Source organism: Sorangium sp. So ce321, assembly GCF_051530195.1.
In the GTDB taxonomy this organism is placed as follows: domain Bacteria; phylum Myxococcota_A; class Polyangia; order Polyangiales; family Polyangiaceae; genus Sorangium.
This window is the reverse complement of sequence record NZ_CP150329.1, coordinates 6424508-6443803: the sequence shown is the minus strand read 5'-3', so window position 1 is coordinate 6443803 and position 19296 is coordinate 6424508. Positions and strand designations below refer to the sequence as shown.

Genomic DNA, 19296 nt, shown 5'->3' with positions numbered 1-19296 from the left:
TCCATGGCTCACTCCTCGAGATCAGGCGTCGCCGGCACGGAGGGGGCATTCGTCCGGGGGGCTTCGAGACTGGTCGGAACGGGTGGATCCGGGCTCTCGTTCCTGTTTGATGTGGATCGGGGATCCATGCGCGCAGCGCTCTTCGGCGACGAAGCGTCCGTTGCGCAGGACATAACGGGTCGACCCCTCGGCCCGCCGCTCGCGGGTCTCGTGCGAGGGGTCCCCCGGCAGCGCCAGATAGGGCGGCTCGTCCCCGTCGCCCGGGACGAAGCGCGGGCAGATCGGCAAGAGCGACTGGCGCTCCGCCAGCGCCACGGCGCTGCCCACGTCCGCGGCCGCAGAGAGGAGCTCGAGCGTGCGTGAAGTCGGCGGGGCGAGAAAGATCTCGCCACGCTCGGCGCGCTCCAGGACCTCTCGCGGCGCGGCCCAGAAGCTCGTCGTCGTCTCGTGCCCGTCGTGTCGCCCGACCTGGCCGCGCGGCAGCGGCAGCAGGAAGAAACGCGCGTCGAAGCGGCGCGGCTCGGCGAGGGGCGTGATCCATCGTGCCCATGGGACCAGCGCCCCGAGGGCGAGCTTCAGGCCACGCCGCTCGAGCACCGCGTCGAGCAGTGTCCCGGCGGCAAGCTCCCGTAAGGCGACGTCGATCGCGTCGTCGGACAGCGGCATGTCGGTCGGGACAATGGCCCCTTCCTCCAGCGTCTCGCGGCATGCCGCCACGCACAGCGCGCGCGCCGTCGCCCCCTCCGTCGCGAACACGGCGGCGCGCGCCGGCGGCTCGGTCGCCCGATCCCCCCAGACTTCCGCGCCGTCCTGTGCGTCCACCTTCCCACCAGGGAACACAACGGCGCCGCCCATGAAGCTCGAGCTCGCGTGGCGGCGAACGCAGAACACCTCGAGCCCAGCGCGACCGTCACGGAGGACGATCACCGTGGCGGCGTCGCGAGGTCGTACCGGGTTTCGGTTCTGATCAAAATCCAGCAATCTAGGATAAATTTGTTCCACGTGAGCTGTCTTTCGTCAAACCGTCCTCTGCGTCTCTTTTCTGGCGTGCTCTGCGGTGAGCATGCCTGTTCGGGGCCAATGCCGCCGCCCTTTCCGGCTGCTCGGGGCTTCCCCGTAGACGCTTTCCACTCTCTCCTGACACTGATGCCGCAACGCGCAGGCGGTCGCGGCCGCTTCATCGAAACCTCGGTATTTGCCGGACGATACGAACGAACTCTGCCTTTGACGGAGGCGTCGTTGACGGGCTCGGCGCTCACGCTTAGAATCCCGCGCCTCGCAGTTTCGGGGGCTGTCTGGCCTCTCCGGATATGTCGCGGAGCCGTAAGCCCCGTTTCGGCAGCCGGGGGGGCAGCGCCCCGCCGCTTGCATGCGCCAGGGAGCTCACACAGCAGCGCCGAACGGCGCATTCGACGCGAGAGGACCTATGAACAAGGCCCAGCTGAAAAAGTTCAAGACCCTGCTTGAGACGAAGCGCGACGAGATCATCAAGAAGGCCAAGCAAACGCTGACCGAGGAGATGATGCTCGACGCGAACGATCTCCCGGACGAGATGGACCTCGCGTCGAGCGAGTACCTGCAGTCGTTCACGTTCCGGCTGCGGGGCCGCGAGAAGTCGTTCCTCGACAAGATCCAGAAGGCGCTGGTGAAGATCGAGGACGGCTCGTTCGGCAAGTGCGAGGAGTGCGAGGAGGAGATCTCGGCGAAGCGCCTCGAGGCGCGCCCCGAGACGAGCCTCTGCATCCGCTGCAAAGAGGACCAGGAGAGGGTCGAGAAGGATTACGGCTGACGCTGCGCCGCGCGAGGGCCTCCGGCTCGGCGGCCTCCGCGCGGCGCCGTCTCCGCGTCGTCGGGCGTGCGCTCCCGGCTCCGGTCCACGTCGTGGGGACCGGGCGGGGCCACGCCCGTCTTGCTATTTGCGCGCGGCCGCGCGGCCGCGCGGCGCCTGCGGGCCGCGGCGCTTGGCCGCCGCGAGCACCTCGCGCAGGTACGCGCCGGTGAACGACGCCTCCTCCAGCGTCACGTCCTCCGGCGTGCCCGCCGCCACGATGGTCCCGCCGCGCTCGCCGCCCTCGGGGCCGAGGTCGATCACCCAGTCGCTGCAGGCGATGACATCGAGGTTGTGCTCGATCACGAGGACGGTGTTCCCGGCGTCGCGCAGGCTCATGAGGCTCGCGGTGAGCACCTCGATGTCCGAGAAGTGCAGGCCCGTCGTCGGCTCGTCGAGCACGTAGAGCGTGCGGCCGGTGGCCTTGCGAGCGAGCTCGCGCGCGAGCTTCACGCGCTGCGCCTCGCCGCCCGAGAGCGTCGTCGCGGGCTGGCCCAGCGTGATGTAGCCGAGGCCGACCCGCGCGAGCGCGGCGAGCCGCTCCCGGACGCGCGGGAGCGCCTCGAACTGCTCGATCGCCTGCTCGACCGTGAGGTCGAGCGCGTCGGCGATCGACATCCCGCGGTAGAGCACCTCGAGCGTCTCGCGGTTGTACCTGCGGCCCCCGCACGTCTCGCACGTCACGAAGATGTCGGGCAGGAAGTGCATCTCGATCCGGAGCACGCCGTCGCCCTGGCAGGCCTCGCAGCGGCCGCCCTTCACGTTGAACGAGAAGCGGCCCGCCTTGTACCCGCGCGTCCTCGCGTCCGGGAGGCCGGCGTAGAGCTCGCGAAGCAGGCCGAAGACCCCCGTGTACGTCGCCGGGTTGGAGCGCGGCGTGCGCCCGATGGGGGCCTGGTCGATCGAGATCACCTTGTCGATGTGCGAGAGGCCCTCGATCCCGTCGCACGCGCCGATCGGCGCCGAGCTCCGGTACAGCTCGTTCTTCGCGGCGGGCAGCAGCGTGTCGACGATGAGGCTCGACTTGCCCGAGCCGGACACGCCGGTGACCGTGCAGAAGAGGCCGACGGGGATGTCGGCCGTCACGTTGCGGAGGTTGTGCGCCCGCGCGCCGGCCACGCGGATGAAGCGCCCGTCGGGGCGCCGGCGCTTCGTCGGGATCGCCAGCTGCTTCTTGCCGCTGAGGTAGGGGCCCGTGATCGACGCGGGATCGGCGCTCAGCTCCTCCGGCGTGCCCTGCGCCACCACGTTGCCGCCGTGCACGCCCGCGCCCGGGCCCATGTCCACGACGTGGTCGGCCGCGAGGATGGCGTCGCGGTCGTGCTCGACGACGACCACGGTGTTGCCGAGGTCCACGAGCCGCCGGAGCGCCTCGAGCAGGCGCGTGTTGTCGCGCGCGTGCAGGCCCACCGACGGCTCGTCGAGCACGTAGAGCACGCCGACGAGCGCGGCCCCGATCTGCGTCGCGAGGCGGATGCGCTGGCCCTCGCCGCCGGAGAGCGTCTGCGCGGAGCGGTCGAGCGTGAGGTAGTCGAGCCCGACGTCGATGAGGAACCCGAGGCGGGCGATCACCGCCCGGAGCAGCGGCTCCGCGATCGCGCGCTCGCGCGGCGCGAGCCCGATGTCGACCGGGGCATCGCCCGTCCCCGAGCCGTCGCCGGAGGCCCGCGGCGCCCCGTCCCTGGGCGGCATGAGCCCCTCGAGGAAGACACGCAGCGTGCGCAGCGGCAGGGTGCCGACGTCGGCGATGTTGCGATCGCCGAGCCGGACGGCGAGCGCCTCGGGGCGCAGGCGCCTGCCGTCGCAGGCGTCACACACCCGCGTGATGACGAAGCGGCCGATCTCGTCGGAGAGCACGGCGCTGTCCTCGTCGGGATCGGCGTCCTCCTCGTCGGTCAAGGCGGGCTCGCCGCTGCTGAGCAGGCGCTCGAGCCGCGGGATGATCCCCTCGTAAGCTGCCTTCTTCTTCCCCCGGCCGCCGCCGGGCTCGCCCCCCTCGAGGATCGCCTGCCGCACGGCCGCCGGCAGCTTGGCCCACGGGACGTCCGGATCGCAGCCGAGCGCCTGGACGGCCCGGTCGGTCTCCGTGGCGAGCGCGAGCGACCCGCGGCGGCCCCAGGCCACGACGGCGCCCTCGCGGAGCGTCCGCCGCGGGTCGGGGACGACGCGGTCCGGATCGATGCGGGTCCTCGCGCCGATGCCGTCGCAGGCCGGGCACGCGCCGTGGGGGCCGTTGAAGGAGAACATCCGCGGCTCGATCGGCGGCAGCGAGATGCCGCAATCGATGCAGGCGAAGCGCTCGCTCATCCAGAGCGGCTCGATCTTCATGCCCTCGCTGGAGATGTCGACGAGCAGCCTGCCTTCGCCCAGCTTGAGGGCGAGCTCGACCGAGTCGGTGAGCCGGCCCTTGATGCCCTCCTTGACCACGATCCGATCCACGACCACGTCGAGGTCGTGCGCGCGCGTTCGATCGAGGACGATCTCGTCGCCGAGGTCGACGACCTCGCCGTCGATGCGCGCGCGCACGAAGCCCTCGCGGCGCAGCCGCTCGATGTCGAGCTTCAGCTCTCCACGGCGGCCTCGCGCGATCGGCGCCATGATCGTGACCCGCGTCTTGTCCCCGAAATCGAGGATCCGGTCGACGATCTGCTGCACTGTCTGGGCCTCGATCCGCTTGCCGCACGCGGGGCAGTGCGGGGTGCCGACCCGCGCGAAGAGCAGCCGGAGGTAGTCCGAGATCTCGGTCACCGTGCCGACGGTGGAGCGCGGGCTCTTCGCCAGCGCGCGCTGCTCGATCGCGATCGCGGGCGAGAGGCCCTCGATCGACTCCACGTCGGGCTTGGACAGCTGCTCGAGGAACTGACGCGCATACGCGGAGAGCGACTCCACGTACCGGCGCTGCCCCTCCGCGTAGATGGTGTCGAACGCCAGGGACGATTTGCCCGAGCCGCTGGGGCCGGTGATCACCACCAGGCGGTCGCGCGGAAGCGACACGCTGACGTTCTTGAGGTTGTGCTGCCGAGCGCCTCGAACGACCAGTCGATCCATAGGGGGAACCGGAGAGCTATCACACACGGACGCGGGCGTGGCGCCGCTCCTGCGCGCGGCGCCACGCGCTCCCGCCCGCGCGCGGCGCGCGGCGCGTCGAAAACCGCCGGCGCGCGGCGCGCAGGGCAAGGCCTTCCGGATGTCTTGGAATTCTTCTCACGTCGCTGCGCTGCGAGCTGGACTATGAGGGGGCGCGCGGGGTGACGTGGAAGCGCGCTCAAGAAGTGTCCTGATGGCGGTCGGCGCCGGCGCTGCGCTGGGCGCTGTCGCGCTCATGGCGCGCTACGCCCCCGAGCTGGACGCGCTGCTCCTGATGCCGTCCCCTCCGCCCGGGCGGCTCGATGCCCGCCCTGCCGCGACGCGTCTCCCAGAGCCCGCGGCGCCGTCGCCCCCGCCGCAGGCGCCTCTCTCGCCGTCGTCCACTCCACCAGCGCCCGGCACGGCCGCTCGCGCGGACGAGCCAGCCGCGCCGGCTCCGGGCTCGCCCGCCGACGTCCCGGCCCCGCTCGTCGACCGCTTCGCCGCGGACCCGGCGGCGCGCGCCGCGTGCCCGGACGACATGACCCTCGTGGAGGGCGATTTCTGCCCGGACCTCCCGTACGTGTGCGCTCGCGCCGGCGACGGGGCCGGCCACGGCTGCCCCGAGTACGCGCGCGGCGCCCGGTGCCGTGCGGCCGTGGATCCCCGGCGCTTCTGCATCGACCGCCACGAGTGGCCGAACCGGGTCGGCGAGCTCCCGCGCGTCTACGTCGACTGGTACGAGGCGAAGTCGCTCTGCGCTTCGATCGGCAAGCGGCTCTGCCGGCGCTCCGAGTGGATCCTCGCTTGCGAAGGACCGAAGCGCTTGCCCTATCCTTGGGGCTTCGTGCGCACGCCCAGCCCCTGCAACATCGACCGCGCCGCGATCGCGTTCGACATCGGCGCGATCGTGGACGAGGCGACCCGCGAGGACGAGATCGCCCGGCTGTGGCAGGCCGACCCGATCGGATCGCACCCGAACTGCATCAGCGCGTACGGCGCGTACGACCTCTCCGGCAACGTCGACGAGTGGACCGACAACCTCGCCGACGATCCGAGCACGGCGCGCCCGGCCACGCTCAACGGCGGCTACTGGGGGCCGGTCCGGAACACCTGCCGCCTCACGACGGGGGGGCACGGGCCTACCTTCAAGTTCTACCAGGCCGGCTTCCGTTGCTGCGCCGACACGGTCGACGGCATCGTCACGCCGCCGCCGCGGCCGTTCATCGAGCAGCGCGACGGCGAGAAGGACGACGTGTACGACTGACATGCGCGAGCGCATCGCCTTCATCGCCGCCCTCGTCGTCGCCGCCCTGGTGAGCGCGCTCCTCTTCGCCCCCCGCTTCCAGAGTCCGCGGGAGCCGCTCGAGGCGGCGAGCGCCGCGCCGCCGACGAGCTTCGCCCCGCCGGAGCCGGCGCCGCCCGTTGCCGCGCTCGCCCCGCCGGCGCCCCCGCCGCTGCCCGCGTACGTGCGCGTCAACCCGGCGAGCGCCACGGCGTGCCTCTCGGGGATGGTGCTCGTCGACGGCATCTACTGCCCCTACGTCGGGCACCACTGCGCCGCCTACATCGACGAGGAGAAGGACGTGTGCGCGCGGTTCGAGCCCGAGGTCCTCTGCGAGGGGCGCCTCCAGCACCGGCGCTTCTGCATCGACGTCTTCGAGTACCCGAACATCGAGGGCGTCCGCCCGGCGGTGATGGTCAACTGGCTGGACGCGCAGCGCGCGTGCGAGGTCGAGGGCAAGCGGCTCTGCTCCGTCGAGGAGTGGGAGTTCGCGTGCGAGGGCCCGCAGATGTGGCCGTACCCCTACGGCATCGCGCGAGATCCCGAGGCCTGCAACATCGACAGGAAGATCTCGATGCCCGTGCTCGAGACGTTCTCCGACCCGTGGAAGATCTCCGCGGAGGTCGAGCGGCTCGACCGCCGGGTCGCGTCCGGGGAGATGCACCGGTGCGTGAGCCCCTTCGGCGTGCGCGACATGACCGGCAACGTCGACGAGTGGGTGAACAACTCGCTCGGCAAGATGGACGAAAAGCCGTTCCGATCGACGCTGAAGGGGGGCTACTGGGGGCCGATCCGGTCGAGGTGCCGCCCGGTCACGTCGACGCACAACCGGTGGTTCCGCTTCTACCAGGTCGGCTTCCGGTGCTGCGCCGACGCGCTCGACGGGGGCAAGGCCGTGACCCCCGCCGACAAGGCAGCCCGCATCCCGCGCCGCAGCCCGATGGCCGATCCGGGCGGGCGGCAGGGGCCTTGAGCGAGGTCCGCGGCGCGCGGGGCTGCGGCGGGGGACGCGGGCGGCTGCGCGCCGGCGAGGTGCCCGGGCGGCGAGCGCGCCGCCTGCGACCGGCTCCTCACGCGGCCGAGGCGCCGCGGACCGCCGTGGAACGCGGTCGATCTCCGGTCCGCCGAGGTCAATCCGGGCCCGCCGAAACCGCTCCCCTTCCAACGGCGCGCCGCTTGGACTACGTTGTCCGCCGGTGCTTCAACAGGCGGGCCCGCTCAGGGCTTCGCTCTTGCACCAGGGCCTATAGCTCAATCGGTCAGAGCCCCCGGCTCATAACCGGGCTGTTCCTGGTTCGAGTCCAGGTGGGCCCACGAAAGCCACGAAACAGAAGGAGACAAGGAAGCACGTGAGCATCCGCGAGCAGATCGCATTCCTCGAAGAGCTGTCGGTCATCGACAGCGAGATCCGCCGCATCGATGAGCAGCTCGACAAGCAGCGCGGCAGCCTGGAAGGGATGCGGTCCGAGCTGAAGCGGCTAGAGGAGCGGCTGAAGGGCGATCGAGAGACCCTGGCGACCATGGAGAAGACTCGGTCCGAGCTCGTCATCGAGTTCCGCCAGATGTCGAACCAGATCGAGCGCTCGCGGGAGAAGCTGCAGCGCTCCCGCAACGAGCGCGAGTCGAACGCCGCGCAGCGCGAGATCGAGGAGCTGCGCAAGCTGCACCGCGACCGTGAGGAAGAGATCGAGCGGCTGAACTCGGCCGCCGAGGGCGCGCGCACCGCGATCGATCAGGCGGAGGCGAAGCGCGTCGAGCTGTCGGGGGCGATCGACGGCAGCGCGCCGGGGACGCAGGCATCGCTGGCCTCGCTCGAGGCCGAGCGCGCCCAGCGCGCCGAGGTGCGCCAGCAGGTGGTCAGCAGGCTGCCGGTCGTCCTGTACCGCCGCTACGAGTCGATCCGCACGCGCAGGCCCGTCGCGATCGCCCGCACGTACGACGGCACGTGCCTCGGCTGCCACCTCTCGGTACCGCCGATGATGTTCCAGAAGATGCGCCGCCAGGAGGAGTTCGAGCGGTGCCCGCACTGCGCCCGGATCCTCTACTACATGCCGCCAGAGCCCGCGCCGGGCAGCTCGCCGGCCGCGGACCCCTCCCGCGCCTGACCCGGGTTGCGGCTTGAAGACCTGCTCCGCCTGCTTCAGGCTCTTTTCGCACGACAGCGGCTTCTGCCCGGTCGACGGCCAGCGCCTCATCCCGGTCAACGAAGCCTCCCCGCCCAGGCACCCGGACGACAGGCGCGTCGGCGCGACCCTCTGCGGCGGGCGCTATCAGGTCTGGCGGATCGTCGCGGACGGGGGCATGGGGCGCGTCTACCAGGCGCTCGACCTCCGGGCCGGCCGGAGCGTCGCCCTGAAGATCCTCCACCCCGAGGTCGCGCTCGACGAGGTGAGCGTCGAGCGGTTTCACCGCGAGTTCGAGGTCAGCGCGTCGCTGCCGCACGAGCACATCGTCGAGGTGCTCGCCTTCGAGAAGACGGAGGACCACAGCTTCGCGCTGGTCATGGAGTACCTCGAGGGCGAGGAGCTGCGGACGCTCCTGAAGCGCGACAAGGTGCTGCGCCCCGAGCGCCTCGTGCGGATGCTGTCGCAGCTCGCGCTCGGCCTCGTGGAGGCGCACGAGCGCAAGGTCGTGCACCGCGATCTCAAGCCGGACAACATCTTCCTCGTCGGCACGCGCGACGGCGACAAGGTGAAGATCCTCGACTTCGGCAGCGTGCGCGACAACAGCGAGGGCGCGAAGAAGCTGACGGTCGTCGGCACGACGATCGGCTCCCCGTTCTACATGTCGCCCGAGCAGGCGCAGGGGCTGCTCGCGCTCGACCATCGCGCCGACGTCTGGTCGGTCGCGGCGATCGTCTTCGAGTGCGTCACGGGGCGGGTCCCGTTCCACGCGTCGACCGGCCCGATGATCCTCGTGACCATCATGGGCAGCAACCCGCTGCCCCCGAGCGAGGCGGGCAAGGCCTACGGGGTCCCGGCGTCGCTCGATCCGGTGATGGAAAAGGCGTTCATGAAGAGCCCGGAAGCGCGCCTCTCCTCCGTCGGCCTGCTGGCCGACGGCGTCGGTCATGCGTACGGCCTCGCGGGGTCTCACCGCGACTGGGCGTACATGCCGCAGGAGGAGCTCGCGGCGCGCATCCGCACCGCGCTGCCGGCCGTCCTGGCCCGCCACCAGAAGGCCGTCGAGGGCGCGAGCATGGGCCACGCCGGCGCGGACAGCCGGGCTGTCGCCGCCGCGCTCGCTGTTCCCTCGGCGGGCGCTGCCGACGCGTTCGCCGAGGATATGGTCATGGGAGTGCCCCAGCGTTTGCCGCGCTGGGTCGTGCCCGCTGTGGTCGGCGCGGCGGTGCTGCTCTGCGCGCTCGTCGCCATGCTGATCTCGCGCTGACGACGCGATGACGACGCACTGAGCCGTGCCCCATCCGGCGCGGCCTGCCGGTCCTCCGGGAAGCCTCCGGGAAGCCTCCGGGAAGCCTCCGGGAAGCCTCCGGGAAGCCTCCGGGAAGCCTCCGGGAAGGCCGACGGCCCCAGGTTCGCGCGGACGCCCCCGCTGTGTTATTTGTGTTGACCATGAGCACTCATCCTTCAACTCGGACCCCCAAGCCCCTCTCCGCCGCGATGTGCCTGATTGCACTCTCCGGGCTCACCGCCCTCGGCTCGGGCTGTAACCAGAGCGAAGCGGCGACCTCTCGCGCAGCCGAGGCGCCCGCCGCCGCGCCGCAGGGCGGAAAGTCGAAGGTCGAGGATGCGGTCTACACCCTCGAGATGAAGCCGACTGGGACGTACAAGGCCGGCCAGGAGGGCCTCGTGGAGGTGTCGCTCCTGTCGAAGGGCGACTACCACATCAACGACAAGTACCCCATCAAGTTCAAGGTCGCCGAGGCGGCCGCCGAGGGCGTTTCGTACCCGAAGCCCCTGCTCAAGCGCGAAGACGGCTCGTTCGAGGAGAACAAGGGCCTCCTCAAGGTTCCGTTCGTCGCGGCCAAGAAGGGCAAGACCAAGGTGGCGGGCGTGCTCTCCTTCAGCATCTGTAGCGCCGCGAACTGCTTGATGCAGAAGCAGGAGCTCGAGGCGGTCATCGACGTGCAGTAAGCACAGCGGTAAACTCGGCCCCACGTGAACAACGACACCTCCGGTAGCCGGGAGGGCCAGCCCGGCGCGGTTGGCCCCAGCCAGACAGTCCAGGGCAGCGCAGCGGAGCGGGCCCGGAAGGCGCTCTCCGAGCTCGACTCCATCGCCTCCTCGATGGCCCGGCGCTTCAGCGAGGAGCAGCGGGTCCTCTCCTTCCAGCAGTTCCTGGAGCTCTTCGCCTCGAATCCGGTCCGCTTCGGGCGTGACGCGGCCCGCTACGTCCGCGACATGTTCGATCATTTCGGCACGCGGACCATCAAGAAGCCCTGGGGAGAGCTGACCCGCTTCCAGCTGTTCGATCTGCCGTGGGAGCTCCCTGCGGACGAGGCGGCGCAGCAGAGCGCGACGGCGTCGGGGGCCTACCACGGCCGGGATTTCGCGCTGATCGGCCACGAGGAGCTCCAGGCCGAGGTGTACCGGGTGCTGTGCAATTTCGTGCGCGAGGGCAGGGCCAACCGGCTCGTCCTGATGCACGGGCCGAACGGCTCGGCGAAGAGCACGCTCGCGGGCTGCATCCTGCGCGCCTTGGAGCACTACTCGACGCTCGACGAGGGCGCCGTCTACCGCTTCCACTGGGTGTTCCCGAGCCGCAAGACGATGCGCGGCTCGATCGGGTTCGGCGGCGACGTGAAGGCGAGCGCCGCGGACGGGACGAGCTACGCGCACCTCACCGACGATCAGATCGACGCCCGGCTCGTGATCGAGCTCAGGGATCACCCGCTGTTCCTGCTCCCTGTGCGCGAGCGACGGGCGCTCATCCTGAAGCTCTACGAGGACGCCGGCGCGACGGAGCCGCCGCCCGAGTGGCTGATGAGCGGCAAGCTGTCCCACAAGAACCAGCAGGTCTTCGAGGCGCTGCTCGTGGCGAGCGGCGGCTCGCTGGTCGAGACGCTGCGGCACGTCCAGGTCGAGCGGTACTTCATCTCGCGGCGCTACCGCGTCGGCGCCGTCACGATCGGCCCGGAGCTCTCGGTGGACGCCGGTGAGCGGCAGATCACGGCGGATCGCTCGCTCGCCTCGCTCCCGACCTCCCTCCAAGCGACGACGCTCTTCGAGGCGCACGGCGAGCTCATCGAGGCCGCCGGCGGCGTGCTCGAGTTCAGCGACCTGCTGAAGCGCCCGCTCGACGCGTTCCGTTACCTGCAGCTCACGCTGGAGACGGGCGAGGTCAGCCTGCCGCAGCAGACGCTGCAGACGAACGTCGTCATGCTCGGCAGCGCCAACGACGTGCACCTCAACGCCTTCCGCGAGCACCCGGAGTTCCCGAGCTTCCGCGGGCGCTTCGAGCTCCTGCGCGCGCCGTACCTCCGGAGCTACGTCGACGAGCAGACGATCTACGACATGCAGATCGTCCCGTTCGTGACCCGCCACGTCGCCCCGCACGCGACGCGCGTCGCCGCGCAGTTCGCCGTGCTCACCCGCATGCGGCAGCCGGAGGCGAAGCGGTACCCCGACGCGCTCGCGCCGCTCGTCTCGAGCCTCACCGCCGTCGAGAAGATGGAGCTGTTCGCGACGGGCACGGCGCCGGAGCGGTTCGACGCCGAGGCGCAGAAGGTCCTGCGCGCCGGCATCGAGGCCATCTACCACGAGAGCGACGCGTCGGTGGACTTCGAGGGGCGGCTCGGCGTCTCGCCGCGCGAGGTGCGGACGCTCCTGCTCGACGCGGCGCAGAGCGCGGACCACGCGTGCCTCTCGCCGTTCGCCGTGCTGTCGGAGCTCGACGCGCTCTGCAAGCGGCAGGCGGAGTACGACTGGCTCAAGGAGAAGCAGCTCGCGGGCGGCTACCACGACCACCGGCTCTTCCGCGAGGTCGTGCGCACGCGCCTGCTCGACACGATCGAGGAGGAGATGCGGACCGCCAGCGGCCTCGTCGACGAGACCCGCTACGCCGAGCTGTTCGATCGCTACATCTCCCACGTCGGCGTCTGGGTGAAGGGCGAGAAGATCAGGAACCCGCACACGGGCGACTTCGAGAGCCCGGACGAGCGCATGATGCGCGAGGTGGAGGCGCTGCTCGGGATCCGCACGAAGCACGACGACCACCGGCGCGGTCTCATCTCGGCGATCGCGGCGTGGGCCATCGACCACCCGGGCCAGAAGATCGTGAACGCGGTCGTGTTCCCGCAGCAGATCCGCAAGGTGCGAGAGGCGGTGTTCACCGAGCGGCGCAAGGGCGTCGCGCTGCTCGTGCGCGACCTCGTCGCCCTGCTCCGCGACGCGCAGGGCGCCCAGGGCGACGGCAGGCCCGACAAGGGCTGGGGCGAGCTGCGCGAGGAGGAGCGCCGGAACGCGACGCGCGCGCTGGAGCGGCTGCACGGCATGGGCTACTGCGATCGCTGCGCGCTCGACGCCGCGAGCGCGCTGCTCCGCGCGCGCTTCGCGGAGCTCGTGACCTGAAGCGAAGCATGATCATCGACTCGCACTGCCACGTCGATCCGCACCACTTCCGCGAGGGAGCGGACGCCGTCCTCGACCGCGCGCGGGCCGCCGGCGTGGACGCGTTCGTCGTCGTCGGCGTCGACGCCGACCTCTCCGCGGCGCGCTTCGCCGCGGACCTCGCGGCGCGGCGCGCCGACGTGCACGCCGCGGTCGGCGTCCATCCGCACGACGCCTCCGCCCTCGACGACAGGATGCTCGCCGAGCTCGAGGTGCTCGCGCGCCGCCCCGAGGTGGTCGCCGTCGGCGAGATCGGCCTCGATTACCACTACATGCACTCGACGAGGGACACACAGCAGCGTGTGTTCGCCGACCTCGTCGCCCTCGCGCGCAAGGTCGAGAAGCCGATCGTCATCCACACGCGCGAGGCGGCCGAGGACACGCTCGCGATCCTGGAGCGCGCAGGGGCGAGCGAGGTGGGGGGCATCATCCACTGCTTCTCCGAGGACCGAGCCTTCGCCGAGCGGGCGCTCGCGCTCGATTTCGACCTCTCGTTCTCGGGCATCGTGACCTTCAAGAGCGCGCGCGCGATCCAGGAGGTCGCCGCGTGGGCGCCCGGGGACCGGATCCTGGTCGAGACAGACAGCCCTTACCTCGCGCCCGTCCCTTTCCGGGGGAAGCGGTGCGAGCCAGGCCATGTGCTGCACACGGCCCGCTTCGTCGCGGAGCTCCGGGGCGAGCCCTTCGAGGCGCTGGCCGCGCGCACCGCAGAGAACACCCGCAGGCGGCTTCGGCTGCGCTCGCCCGAGGCCGCCTCGTCCGCCGCGCTCACCGGCTGAACCGGCCCCGCGCGGTCCGCGCCTCCGGGCTCGCTTCACGCGCATTTCGGGGCATAGTGAAAGGACGATGGCGCAGAGGTCTCGCGACGACGGCCGCCGGATCGCCTCCGCGTGGGCGCTCTCCGTCGCGGCGCACGCGGGGCTCCTCGGGGCAGGCGCGCTGATCGTCGCGGGCTCGCTCTCGGCGCGCGAGGTGACGCTCGCGCGAACGGTCGGCTCGCCGGCCGCGATGCGCGCGCCGATCGAGATCGACCTGCCTGTGGTCTCGGACGGCACGCTCGACAGCGCGGCCGCGATCGCGCCGGAGCGACCCGCGAGCCTGGCTCGCGGAGGAGGCGAAGGCGCAGCGCGGCCAGACACGGGCGCGCGCGGCCGCGGCGGTACGGACGCGGCCGCGCTGCCCGCGCTGAACCTCGCCGACAGGGACGACGCCACCTTCCTGTCTCCCGAGGTCCGATCGCGCCTCGACAGGAGCCAGATCCAGCGCGTCCGCTCGTCGTCTCAGCGCGTCTCGCGCGAGGACTGGCGCGCGAGCCGGGAGCCCATGGAGCTCACGTTCCTCGCCGGTGGTCGCGCCGGCAGCCGGGTCGAGCGGCGCGCCTCGGCCGAGCGCGATCCCTCGACGGGGGCGCGCGACCGCGGCGCGCCCGAGCGCCGGGGCAGCACGCGCGGCGCTGCAGCCACGCCCGCAGGCGTCGAGAGCGCGGCCGATGCGCTCGGCGCGCCCGGCGCGACGCTGCCGGTGGGAGCGAGCCCGCGCGCCGCTGGCGGGGCCGTGGAAGGCGGCGAGCGCGCGTCCGCGGGGCTGGGCGTGCGCGACGGCCGGCCTGGCGAGGATCACCGCGACAGCGCGGCGGTCCCGCTGGCGCGGCCGATGGTCGCCGTGGGGACGCCCTCGGTCCCCGCCGACGTCGCGGGGCGACCGAACGACACGCTCGACAGCGAACAGGAGGTGGCGACGGCGATCCAGTCGCTCGTTCATGCCAGCTCGGCCGGAGGCGCGCGCGGGCTCGGCCCGGGCGGCGAGGCAGGGCCTGGCGCGACCGGCTCGGGCGGCGTGGCGGGAGCCGGCGCGCGCTCCAGCGCGCTCGGCTCAGGGCGCGGCCGCCTGCTCGACAACGACCCGCTCGATCGCCGGCGCAGCCTCTACATGCGGCAGGTCATGGCCAAGCTCGACCCGCTCTGGGCCGACGCCTTCCCCAGGTGGGCAGCGGGCGAGGGGCTTCAGGGGACCGTGATCGTGACCTTCGTGATCCGCGCGGACGGGAACGTGGGGAGCGCCTCGGTGACACGACCGAGCGGCATTCCCGAGTTCGACGAGAACTGCCGGCGCGCGGTGCTGCGCGGCGCGCCGTACCCGCCGGTGCCCCCCGAGCTCGGCGAGACCTTCCGGTGGTCGATGCCCTTCGAGGCGAGGAACCCCGCGGTCCTGCCGAAGCGGCCCGGGCGCGCTCGGTGATCCCCGGCCGATGCGCGTCGGCTGCCCGTCGCGGCGCGCAAAACATCGCTTGACAGTGTGTGGACGGAGCGGTACTAGTCCGACCTCACTTTAGCCGAAGTAGCTCAGCTGGCCAGAGCAGGCGTTTCATACGCGCCGGGTCGGGGGTTCGATTCCCTCCTTCGGCACCAGAAATGGTGACAGTCGGCCGCTGGTCTTCCGCAAGGGACCAGTGATTGCGACTAGCGAATCAGGGGCGAACGTGAACGAGGGTGCCTTCCTCGTCGCCGTTGTACACGGCGTGCCAGCCGTCGGGGACCTCCGGCTCGGCCCACAGGAAGAGCCGCCGCGCGTCGACGGGCGTCAGGGCGATGTCGTGGAAGCCTTGCGCTTCACCGACGCCGGCGCCCCAGTACATGCCGGTCAAGGCATGGCCCGGCGCGAAGTCCATCACCCACGGCGCGTCGGCGACGTCGAAGCTGTCGGCGACCTCGCGCGGGTCGATGTTGCGCGTCACGTGCTTGCTCCGCACGCGGAAGGTGCCGCGCGCCGTGGACGCGCTCGACGCAGGGTCGCGGAGCTGATCGCGTCCGGAAGAGATCAGCGTCGCGTAGATCGGCTTCTGGCCCTCGTAGGCGGTCAGCGTCTGGTTGGCCAGGCTGACGTCGATCCAGCGCTGTGAGCCCCTGGCGAACTCGGGGAACCTGGTGCGACGCACGACGACGACGAGGTCTTGCGCCCGCAGCCAGAAGCCGTCGCGCGCCTCCTCGAAGCGCACGCCGTCCACCGTCCTGAACTTGCCCGTGAGCGGCACGCCCGTGTGCCGCTCGAGCTCCTCCTCGTTAGGGCTCGCCTTGCCCCGGCCGAGCGACCACGTGCTCACGTCATGGCGATGGACGAACGCCACCGGCAGCCCGAGCTTCTCTACATCCAGGCCATGCCAGGGTGATCCGAGCGCGGCCTGCAGCCGATCGGTCGGGATGAGCCGGCCATCCGGCGTCGCGCCCAGCCTGCGTCCGTCGGCCTCTCCCGCCGTGAAGGTGCGGGAGATCGCGACGCCGCTGCCCTTGCGCAGCGCCACCGTCTTCAGGGAGGAGCGCAGATCGACGCGCTCGTTGCTCTGCGCGCTGAGCTCGATGCCGAGCGCGGGGAGGGGAGGCAGCGGAGCGATGGTATCGGCGACCGGGAAGAGGAAGTATCCGGCCTCGGTCCTCCGCCCGTCCTCGCCGATGCCGTCTCCTCCCGGCAGCAGCACCGGCGGCCCCGAGGCGACGCCGCGCGCGTCCAGCGGGACGTCGTTGGCCGACGCGCCGAGCTGAGCGTCGCTGCGCTGCACGCGCTCGAGGTGGCGCTCGAGATCCGGCTCGGCGTGCTGCAGCTCCTCGCGGCTCGGCACCGCGAAGTACGCCGGGGTTCCCTGCGTTCGCGCGCGCCCGTAGCGGTAGGGGAGGGGTCGCGACAGGTCGGGCGGGGCCGGCAAGACCGAGAGCACCTCGGTGTCCAGCGTGGCGCCGTCGCCTGCGCAGACGAAGCCGCGCGGGCGGATCGCGTACCATCCGCCGCTGCACCCCGCGCGTCCGTACGGCTCCGAGGATCGCACGACCGCGCCGCCCGGATAGAGCTCTCCCAGCTTCCGCCCACCTGGCTGCGGTCGCGCGAGCACGGGCGTCCCGGCGCGCAGCGCGACGAGCCTGGGGCCGTCCGCAGGCAGCGCGGGGACCTGAAGCGCGCCGTCGTCGCGCGCCGCCTCCTTCGAAAGCTCCATCGCCGCGTCCGCCGCCTTGCATCCGGACAGCGCCAGCGCGACGGTCATTCCTGCCAGCCGCCCGCGCAGGACGCGCGGCCGGGCAAGGCCGCCGGGGCAGGGTTGCCCGCAGGGCAGCGGCGCCGAGCGGATCTGCAGGGAAAGCGGCCGGGAGACGGCGGTCGGCCTGGCGGCGAGCGGCATCCGCCGACGCATGCCCGACCTGTGCGTCGCGGGCCAAGTTCGACGGCGTTGCCCGCATGCGCGATGTCCGTCGCGCGCCGCCCGGCCGGCCGCTGGCGCCGCGCGCGCATCGACGCCATGAGAGGCTCGTGCGCCTTCGCCCCGCGTTGGTGTTGCTCCTGCTCGCGCCGTACGCCGTGATTTTCTATGGTTTCCTGGCGCTGCGCCGCGCTACCGCGTCGTTCCGACCGCGGCACCCCTGGCGTACGTGGGTGAGCCAGGAGCTCCTCGTGGGTGGGTTCCTGCTCCCCGGCGACGTCGCCGAGCTGCGCCGCCTCGGCGTCCGCGCGGTGATCAATGTGTCCCGTGAGCTCTACGATCCGGTGTTCGCGCTGCGCGCGGCCGGCGTGGAGTACCTGCGCGTCCCCTGCTGGGACATGTGCGCCCCCACGATCGAGGAGGCCGCGCGCGGCGTGGCGTTCATCGAGCGCCATGTCGGCGCTGGCCACCGCGTCCACGTCCACTGCGCGAGCGGCGTGGGCAGGAGCGTCACGCTCGCGCTCTGCTACCTCGCGACCCGCGGCGGCCTCGAGGTGGGCGAGGCGATCGCGCTGATCGAGCGGCGGCGCCCGCGCGTCGCGCTGCGCGCGGTGCAGCGGGAGTTCGTCGAGCGCTACGTCGCCTGGCACCGCGCGCACGCGGGAGGGCCCGCGGGCGCGGAGCCGATCGCGATCACCTCCGGCGCAGGAGGGACCGCAGGCTGAAGAGCCCGAGCGCGGGCGCCGCGACGGCGAAGGCGCCGCCGCACGACGCGAGGATGAGCGCCGCGCCCCACGGCGTGGCGGCGAGCGCATCTGGCAGCGCCGCCCGGAGCGCCACGCCGCTGCCGACCGAGATCGCCGTGAGCGCGGCGACGCGGCCGATCCGGATCTGAACCAGCCCGAGCCCGCCGATCTCGCGCCGCACGCGCCGCGCGAGGGCGATCGCCTCGACCCAGCCGGCGACGACGGCGCCGAGCACCACGCCGAGCACATCGAGCCGCTGCATCAGGAGCAGCGCGAGCGCCGTGCTGACGAGCACCCGGTAGAGCGCGTAGCGCGCCGGCGTCCTCGTGTCTCCCAGCGCGAACGAGGCCGTGATCAGCACGCGCCCCGCGGCGTTCCCGAGCAGCGCGAGGCCGTACGCGCACACGAGCGGCTCGACCCTCGCCGTCGACGTCCGATCGAACGTCCCGGTCTGGAGCAGCAGCGTGATGAGCTCCCGCCCGAGCAGCATGAAGACGGCCGTCGTCGGCAAGGTCAGCACCGTGATCCGCGCGAGCGACGCCCCGAGGCGGCGCGACAGCGCCTCGTTGCGACGCGCGACGTCGGCCTCGGCCGTGTCGCGCGCCATCTCGGGCAACGCCACCGCCGCCTCGCCGACGCCGAGGATGCTCATCGGCAGGAGGTAGACCGTCTGCGCGTAGTTGAAGGCCGCGTTCGCGCCGGCGCCGAGGAAGCTGACGAGGAGCGTGTCGACGAGCCCGGAGACCTGGATGATCCCGCGCCCCAGCAGCGCCGCGGGCAGCTTCCCGCCGGCCTCCCGGATGCTCGGGTCGCCCGCGTCGAGGCGCGGCGTCAGCCCGCCGAGCAGCGCGCGCGCCGCGGGGAGCAGCAGCGCGAGCTGCAGCGCGGCGCCGGCGAAAGCGCTCCACGCGAGCGCCTCGGCGAGCGGCTCTCCGCGCATCCCGAGCCACGCACCGCACGCGAGCAGCCCGACGATCTGCGCGGCGCTCCACGCGACGGGCGCGGCATAGGGGAGGAAGAACCGCCGGTGCGCGTTCAGCACGCCGAGGCCCCACGCCGACAGCACGAGCAGCCCGGTCATCGGGAAGACGATCCGGACGATCCGGGTCGTGCTGGCGAGCTTCTCCTCGCTGAAGCCCGCCGCGACCAGGAAGGACAGCCACGGCGCCGCGAGCACGCCGAGGGCCGACGCGGCCGCGGCGGCGACGAGCAGGAGCCCCAGCGCCGAGAGCGCGAAGTGCGCGGCGCGGCGCGCGTCGCCGGCCGCGCGGAGGCGCGCGTAGACGGGGATGAAGGTCGCGGAGAGCGTCCCCTCGCCGAGGAGGTTCTGCGTGATGTTCCCCGCGCGGAACGCCGCCGCGATCACGTCCGCGAGCTCGGATGTCCCGAAGAAGTGCGCCGTCACCCGCTGGCGGAGGAGCCCGATGAGCCGCGAGAGGATGATCCCGGCGGTGACCATCGCCGACGATCGCGCCGCGCTGAGCGCGGCCCCCTGTCCGGCGGCCGGCGGCGTCGCGCCGGTCGCCGCGGGCGCCCCCGGGGCTGCGTTCGCCGGCGTGGTCCCCGCCGGTGCGGCGGCGGGCGGATCGGGATCGGGCGGCACGGCGGCGCTTCTATCA

The 19296-nt window shown here is 72.2% G+C and carries 14 protein-coding genes and 2 tRNA genes; 12 read left to right on the top strand and 4 right to left on the bottom strand.

Features of this window, described 5'->3' with window-relative positions; all coding sequences use genetic code 11:
• Positions 1-21: 21 nt before the first annotated feature.
• On the bottom strand, positions 22-1002 hold the full coding sequence (locus WME89_RS23745) for an NUDIX hydrolase (protein ID WP_438011381.1): 981 nt from the start codon (positions 1000-1002) through the stop codon (positions 22-24).
• Between the two features lie 424 nt (positions 1003-1426).
• Between WME89_RS23745 and WME89_RS23740 the strand changes: the two genes are divergently transcribed.
• The gene (locus WME89_RS23740) at positions 1427-1789 is read left to right on the top strand and encodes a TraR/DksA family transcriptional regulator (RefSeq protein ID WP_437627512.1); all 363 of its coding nucleotides are present in this window, start codon (positions 1427-1429) and stop codon (positions 1787-1789) included.
• A gap of 123 nt (positions 1790-1912) precedes the next feature.
• Here the strand turns inward: WME89_RS23740 and uvrA are convergent, their stop codons facing one another.
• Positions 1913-4876 carry an excinuclease ABC subunit UvrA gene (gene uvrA, locus WME89_RS23735; protein WP_438011380.1) on the bottom strand — a complete coding sequence of 988 codons (2964 nt, stop codon included), beginning with the start codon at positions 4874-4876 and terminating at the stop codon, positions 1913-1915.
• Positions 4877-5108: 232 nt separating this feature from the next.
• Here uvrA and WME89_RS23730 point away from each other — a divergent pair, with 232 nt between their 5' ends.
• The 10 genes from WME89_RS23730 to WME89_RS23685 all read left to right on the top strand — a co-directional run bounded on the left by WME89_RS23730 (position 5109) and on the right by WME89_RS23685 (position 15156).
• On the top strand, positions 5109-6161 hold the full coding sequence (locus WME89_RS23730; protein WP_438011379.1) for a formylglycine-generating enzyme family protein: 1053 nt from the start codon (positions 5109-5111) through the stop codon (positions 6159-6161).
• A gap of 1 nt (position 6162) precedes the next feature.
• Complete coding sequence (locus WME89_RS23725; RefSeq protein ID WP_438011378.1) at positions 6163-7152, top strand: formylglycine-generating enzyme family protein; 990 nt, start codon at positions 6163-6165, stop codon at positions 7150-7152.
• Between the two features lie 267 nt (positions 7153-7419).
• Positions 7420-7493, top strand: a tRNA-Ile gene (locus tag WME89_RS23720).
• A 35-nt stretch (positions 7494-7528) separates the two neighbouring features.
• Complete coding sequence (locus tag WME89_RS23715) at positions 7529-8284, top strand: zinc ribbon domain-containing protein (protein ID WP_438011377.1); 756 nt, start codon at positions 7529-7531, stop codon at positions 8282-8284.
• 13 nt (positions 8285-8297) lie between these two features.
• Entirely contained in the window at positions 8298-9569 is a 1272-nt protein-coding gene (locus WME89_RS23710; protein ID WP_438011376.1) for a serine/threonine-protein kinase, read from the top strand.
• 230 nt (positions 9570-9799) lie between these two features.
• Positions 9800-10273, top strand: coding sequence for a hypothetical protein (locus WME89_RS23705; protein WP_437627506.1), 474 nt, complete (start codon positions 9800-9802; stop codon positions 10271-10273).
• Between the two features lie 24 nt (positions 10274-10297).
• A complete protein-coding gene (locus tag WME89_RS23700; RefSeq protein ID WP_438011375.1) occupies positions 10298-12709 on the top strand; it encodes a PrkA family serine protein kinase in 2412 nt (803 codons plus the stop codon).
• A gap of 8 nt (positions 12710-12717) precedes the next feature.
• Positions 12718-13527 (top strand): TatD family hydrolase, encoded by an 810-nt coding sequence (locus WME89_RS23695; RefSeq protein ID WP_437664018.1) that lies wholly within the window; start codon positions 12718-12720, stop codon positions 13525-13527.
• A gap of 67 nt (positions 13528-13594) precedes the next feature.
• On the top strand, positions 13595-14986 hold the full coding sequence (locus tag WME89_RS23690; protein ID WP_438011374.1) for an energy transducer TonB: 1392 nt from the start codon (positions 13595-13597) through the stop codon (positions 14984-14986).
• A gap of 93 nt (positions 14987-15079) precedes the next feature.
• Positions 15080-15156, top strand: a tRNA-Met gene (locus WME89_RS23685).
• A 59-nt stretch (positions 15157-15215) separates the two neighbouring features.
• Here the strand turns inward: WME89_RS23685 and WME89_RS23680 are convergent.
• Positions 15216-16778 carry a L,D-transpeptidase gene (locus WME89_RS23680; RefSeq protein ID WP_438011373.1) on the bottom strand — a complete coding sequence of 521 codons (1563 nt, stop codon included), beginning with the start codon at positions 16776-16778 and terminating at the stop codon, positions 15216-15218.
• Positions 16779-17041: 263 nt separating this feature from the next.
• Between WME89_RS23680 and WME89_RS23675 the strand changes: the two genes are divergently transcribed.
• Positions 17042-17656 (top strand): protein-tyrosine phosphatase family protein, encoded by a 615-nt coding sequence (locus WME89_RS23675; protein ID WP_438011372.1) that lies wholly within the window; start codon positions 17042-17044, stop codon positions 17654-17656.
• Here WME89_RS23675 and murJ read toward each other — a convergent pair.
• Positions 17625-19280: a murein biosynthesis integral membrane protein MurJ gene (murJ, locus tag WME89_RS23670; RefSeq protein ID WP_438011371.1), complete on the bottom strand. Its 1656-nt coding sequence runs from the start codon at positions 19278-19280 to the stop codon at positions 17625-17627. The genes WME89_RS23675 and murJ overlap by 32 nt on opposite strands.
• Positions 19281-19296 lie beyond the last annotated feature (16 nt).

Excerpts from the sequence above, each read along its gene's own strand:
- WME89_RS23725 (WP_438011378.1), top strand. The coding sequence starts at position 6,163 with ATGCGCGAGCGCATCGCCTTCATCGCCGCCCTCGTCGTCGCCGCCCTG.
- WME89_RS23705 (WP_437627506.1), top strand. The coding sequence starts at position 9,800 with ATGTGCCTGATTGCACTCTCCGGGCTCACCGCCCTCGGCTCGGGCTGT.
- WME89_RS23695 (WP_437664018.1), top strand. The coding sequence starts at position 12,718 with ATGATCATCGACTCGCACTGCCACGTCGATCCGCACCACTTCCGCGAG.
- WME89_RS23680 (WP_438011373.1), bottom strand. The coding sequence starts at position 16,778 with ATGACCGTCGCGCTGGCGCTGTCCGGATGCAAGGCGGCGGACGCGGCG.
- uvrA (WP_438011380.1), bottom strand. The coding sequence starts at position 4,876 with ATGGATCGACTGGTCGTTCGAGGCGCTCGGCAGCACAACCTCAAGAAC.
- WME89_RS23690 (WP_438011374.1), top strand. The coding sequence starts at position 13,595 with ATGGCGCAGAGGTCTCGCGACGACGGCCGCCGGATCGCCTCCGCGTGG.
- WME89_RS23730 (WP_438011379.1), top strand. The coding sequence starts at position 5,109 with ATGGCGGTCGGCGCCGGCGCTGCGCTGGGCGCTGTCGCGCTCATGGCG.
- WME89_RS23740 (WP_437627512.1), top strand. The coding sequence starts at position 1,427 with ATGAACAAGGCCCAGCTGAAAAAGTTCAAGACCCTGCTTGAGACGAAG.